We start from the raw sequence: 4,963 nt of genomic DNA, 5'->3' as shown, positions 1-4,963 counted from the left end.
GTCAAAAGCCTCATATAATTCATCACCTCAGCGTAATATTTTATTTTAAAATTCTGCAAAAAGAAAATACTTCCTCTAAGGTGATACGACTTTTTTAAATAAAGCAAAATCCTGTGTCCATGCTTCACGTTTTTTCCGCCAATTTTCTATTTATGTTTAGCAATAAAATATTTTATACCGGTAATAAAAAGATGGCCAAGCCTTACCTCAAAAGCGCAATCCAACACAGTGTTAAAACAGGCTTTATCAAAACGGGGCCGCACTTCCACCGCCGGTGTCGCCCCGCCAGGAGAAAGAATACGGCAAAACGCTGTTAACACTATTCCTTTCAACCCCCAGACCGCCCCCGTCAGCAAACCGGTCTGAGAGGAATCGCCTGTCCCTATTTCCGTATACCAAGTTAGCCGGCGCAAACGTACTTTTTTCAAGAATTCAAAAATGTACTTGCCATACAAACGCATTATATCAGCAATACCGGATGCAGTGCGCATAAACTTCGGCAGTGAAATTACATTCTCCCTCTTATCCGGCACATCTCCGTCTTTTTGTTCAACCTTCGTTTTTGTCATTATCGCCGGCCAGCGCTTTTTCTTTTCAATTTTTATTTCAGGAAGCTCAAAAGTATAATGGATCAACCCACGCCATGCGGAAACCCCCACAGCAAACCGATCATCCCTTCCCCGTCTCGAATAACTCACCTTCACCCGGACAACGGTCAGGAAAAGAAAAAGCAGAAGAAGGATTAATAACATCAAGAAAACAAGGAAAACCTTGCCCACCTGACCCCACCTCTGCATTATTTTTCCACAACGTCCCTGGTCTATGCAAAAAGTACTTGATTCTTCAAAACTAAGATTCCAAATTTAGTGAGTTGTTCTTAATCGTTAAACACAACCTCCCGCACCTCTTTCATTGTCTCAACAGACTTGGCTTTGGCCTTCCGGGCTCCCTCGGCGAGAATCTCATCGACATAACCCGGCCGCTTTAATATCTCCGCCCGCCGCTCTCTGATAGGAGCCATTACCTCCTCAATGCTCGCGGCGAGCAATTTTTTGCAAGCCACGCAACCGGTCCTGCCGCCGCGGCATTCATCTTCCAAACCGGCCAGCTTGTCTGCCGCGTAAATACTGTGATACTCGTGGACAATGCATACTTCCGGGTGACCCGGGTCGGTCTTGCGAATACGGGCCGGATCGGTAATCATGGCGTTAACCCTTTCTTTTATCACATCCGTCTCCGCGCCAAGCGCGATGTCGTTATGGTAGCTCTTGCTCATTTTGCGGCCGTCGATGCCCGGCAGCAACGGCACCCTGGCCACAAGACCTTGCGGTTCGGGAAATACCGGACGGTACAGGTAGTTAAACCGGCGGGCTACTTCACGGCACAACTCCAGGTGCGGCAACTGATCCTCCCCAACCGGCACCGCGTCTGCCTTATACATTAGAATATCCGCCGCCTGGAGCAAGGGGTATCCGAGAAAGCCGTAGGTATTGATGTCTTTCCCCTGTTCTTTCAGCTGCTGCACCTGGTCTTTAAAAGTCGGCACCCTTTCCAGCCAGGATAGAGGTGTAATCATGGAAAAAATCAAGTGCAGTTCAGCGTGCTCCAATATATCAGACTGGACGAAAATCACGCTTTTTTCCGGATCCAGCCCCGCCGCCAGCCAGTCCGTCACCATTTCTCTCGTGTTATCCCGCATGGACGAGTTATCTTCAAATGACGTGCTGAGAGCATGCCAGTCAGCCACAAAATAATAGCAATCATATTCGCTTTGCAACCTGGCCCAATTTTCTAAAACATACAGGTGGCCAAGGTGGAGCTTGCCCGTTGGACGCATACCGCTGACAATTATTCCTTTCGACATTGTTACCTCTCCCTTCTCTTTCACATTACATCACCAGGCGGGAAACAGCCCTCGCCAGCGCGCTTAACATACTATAAATCGGGTTGACCAAAATCCTAAAGACAATGCCGATTAACCCGGTAAAAACAAGTAATATCAATACTATCGACCCGTACTGCTCAAGCTGGTCCAACCACTCCTGCCGTCCCGGCAAAATGCCGGCCAGGATCTTCGAGCCGTCCAGCGGCGGGATCGGAATTAAATTGAATACCGCCAAGACCACATTGATCTGGATCATATACTGCATGATCCCTCTGAAATAAGGCAGGTTCAAACCAACCAGGGCGCCGAAAACAACTGCGGAAATGACGGCCAGCAACATGTTCGTCACCGGGCCGGCCAGGGCTACCAGCAGCATGCCCTGTCTTTGATCAACCTTTAAATTATAGGGATTTACGGGCACCGGTTTGGCCCAGCCAAAACCCGCGAAAAACAAAAGAAGCAGACCAATCGGATCTATATGCGCCACCGGGTTGAGCGTGAGACGCCCCTGATAACGGGCGGTCCGGTCACCAAGCCGGTCAGCCGTCCAACCGTGGGCATACTCATGGAAGGTCAAACCTAAAACAACAGCCGGCAGCATCATAGCGATGTCTTGGAGACTAGGGAAATTAAACACTTTCTTTCGCTCCTTCGGATTTTACAAGGTACTCCTTGACGTAATCAAGCTCTTCCTGCCTGCTGCGGATTGCTCCATCCAGGCGAGCCTGCCATAGCGCTTCCATAACCTTTTTATATTGCGGCCCCGGTTTATACCCGAGCAGCCGCAATTCCTTGCCGTTAATTGAAGGTTTATTGCAACAGATAGTGTTAAGCACATGCCGAAAACGTTTTTTTGCCGAATTGTTGGTGAGGTAACACAATATCAACGGGTAAACCTCGCCGGGCACCGATTGCACCTGTCTAGCCAATTCACTCATGGAAACCCCAAAAGGTTCTTGCAGGTTTTTCAGCAGACTGCGCCAACCACCCAGCGCGGCCGCCACTTTATTCGTCTGGCGCTTGCTTAAATGGTAACGCCGGCAAACCTCGGACGCCACGGTCCAGTCCGAAAAGTGCAGAACCGCCAAAAAGTAAATCATCCATATTTCACCAAGCTCTACTGCATCCCAATAGCGCAGCAATTTCAATGACCGTTCGATTTCACTTAGAATAGGCCGCACCTTTTCGGGGTCCACTCCAGGAAACAAGGACGGCCACAACTGCAGCTCCATAAAGCGGGCTAGCGCCAAGCCAGGCCTTGGTTCCAGAAAGACATGTTTTAGTTCTTCCCAAATTCGCTCCGCGGAAACCCTGGCCAGCATATTATCGCGTATTGCTTCCCTCGCCAGTTTGAGCGTATGAGACTCCAAGCTCATATAGTAGCGCTGCTCAAATCTCACCGCCCGTAAAACACGCACGGGATCTTCCACGAAGCTCAAATTGTGCAACACCCGGATAAGACCGCGTTCCAGATCTTCCCTGCCGCCGAAGTAGTCGACCACATCACCGAAGCTTTCTTTATTAACCGAAACCGCCATTGCATTGATTGTAAAGTCACGGCGGTAAAGATCCTGACGCAGGGATGAAGCCTCCACCTGGGGCATGGCCGCCGGGTACTGATAAAATTCAATTCTTGATGTGGTTACGTCTACCTGCCTGCCGTCGGGAAATAATATTTTTGCCGTGCCGAACTGATTATGTTCACGCAACCGCCCCTGATGCTCTTTGCTTACGGCCCGCGCCAGTTCAATACCGTCCCCTTCCACCACCAAATCAATATCCAGGCACTCTATGCCCAGGAGCAGGTCGCGGACTATGCCGCCGGCGGCGTATACCCTGGCTCCCATAGACGGAGCTGTTTCACCCGCCCACTTTAATATCTCCATATAATCAGCCGGCAGGTTATGGCACATTAATTCCCGTATGTTCACAGGCGAGATTGCTTGAGCGCGGCCTGTCTTAACTGTCCGGAAACGGCTTGGTTCACCGCCGCCGTGGAGCGTGCGCAGAACATCAGAGCGGGTAACGATCCCCACCAGCTTCCCATTTTCGATTACCGGCAGCCGGCCGATATCATGCTCAATCATCAAGTCACGCACTACCGAAGCCGGCGCTTGCGGACCGACAGACACCAGTTTGCTGGTCATAAACGCTTTAACCGGGGCGTGCCCCAGGCCATGATGAGCCGCTTTCTCCACATCGCGGCGGGAGATGATTCCCACCATCCGGCCGTCCTTCACCACCGGCAAGCCGGTATGACCATAGCGCAACATGACTTTTTCCGCTTCATTGATAACCGTTTCAGGCGTAATCGTCTTGACCGGGCTGTTCATAATAGCAGCCGCTGTAACCGGCGGCTTTACTTTCAACTGGATAGCGTCCAATAGCTTACCGGTCACTTCTTCCATACTGGCTTTCTTTATTGAGGCCGAAGCCGCGGCGTTATGGCCCCGGCCGCCCAGGGTACCCAGTATTTCTCTAACATTTACTTCCGGCACACTGCTCCGGGCGACTACATGGACCCGGTCATCCATCTCCACCACGGTAAAAACCGCATCCGGCCGGTCAAATTCAGCAAGCTTATGGGTTAAGACGGCAAGTCCGCCAACAAATTCATCAACATTCCCTTTGGCGATTAATAATTTTATCCCGTTGACTTGAATATGTTCCGCTGAAGAAAGCAGGTCTCTCAATAGTATACGCTGGTCAACAGTAAACGGCCGGTCCAAGAATTCCGCCACAACGGCCAGATTCGCGCCGTTAGAGAGCAAATAAGCCACCGCGTCCGCGTCTCTGGCCGTTGTGCCTGAATAGACCAGTGAACCGGTGTCCTGGTAAATACCCAGAGAGAGTATAGTCGCTTCCAGCGGTGTAATCTCCAGTCCCCGCTCCCTGATCTTTTCCACCAGCAAGGTGGTTGCCGCCCCGACCATTTCCACCACCTCGACCGTACCCGATACGTCACCGGCTTCTCGCGGGTGGTGGTCGTATATATGTATTTCCACACCCGGCTTCTTAAGAATAACAGCCATATTGGCCAGCCTTCCGGGAGACTTGGTATCCACCAGAACCAACCGC

Annotated in this window: 4 protein-coding genes; all 4 read right to left on the bottom strand. The window is 51.0% G+C overall.

Annotation, left to right across the window (positions count from 1 at the left end; all coding sequences use genetic code 11):
* Window positions 1-146: 146 nt before the first annotated feature.
* Window positions 147-779 carry a DUF2953 domain-containing protein gene (locus A4E54_RS03355; protein ID WP_286724376.1) on the bottom strand — a complete coding sequence of 211 codons (633 nt, stop codon included), beginning with the start codon at window positions 777-779 and terminating at the stop codon, window positions 147-149.
* Window positions 780-877: 98 nt separating this feature from the next.
* Window positions 878-1,864 carry a tryptophan--tRNA ligase gene (gene trpS / locus A4E54_RS03350; protein WP_286724373.1) on the bottom strand — a complete coding sequence of 329 codons (987 nt, stop codon included), beginning with the start codon at window positions 1,862-1,864 and terminating at the stop codon, window positions 878-880.
* 25 nt (window positions 1,865-1,889) lie between these two features.
* Window positions 1,890-2,522 carry a site-2 protease family protein gene (locus A4E54_RS03345; protein ID WP_286724370.1) on the bottom strand — a complete coding sequence of 211 codons (633 nt, stop codon included), beginning with the start codon at window positions 2,520-2,522 and terminating at the stop codon, window positions 1,890-1,892.
* Window positions 2,515-4,963 (bottom strand): CBS domain-containing protein (locus A4E54_RS03340; protein WP_286724369.1); only part of this gene is annotated, 2,449 nt, incomplete at its 5' end. The genes A4E54_RS03345 and A4E54_RS03340, both read right to left, overlap by 8 nt.

Origin of the sequence: Pelotomaculum sp. PtaB.Bin117 (assembly GCF_002067195.1) — a bacterium.
In the GTDB taxonomy this organism is placed as follows: domain Bacteria; phylum Bacillota; class Desulfotomaculia; order Desulfotomaculales; family Pelotomaculaceae; genus Pelotomaculum_D; species Pelotomaculum_D terephthalicicum.
Note: the sequence above shows the minus strand (reverse complement) of the source record. Positions and strands in the feature narration are given on the sequence as shown.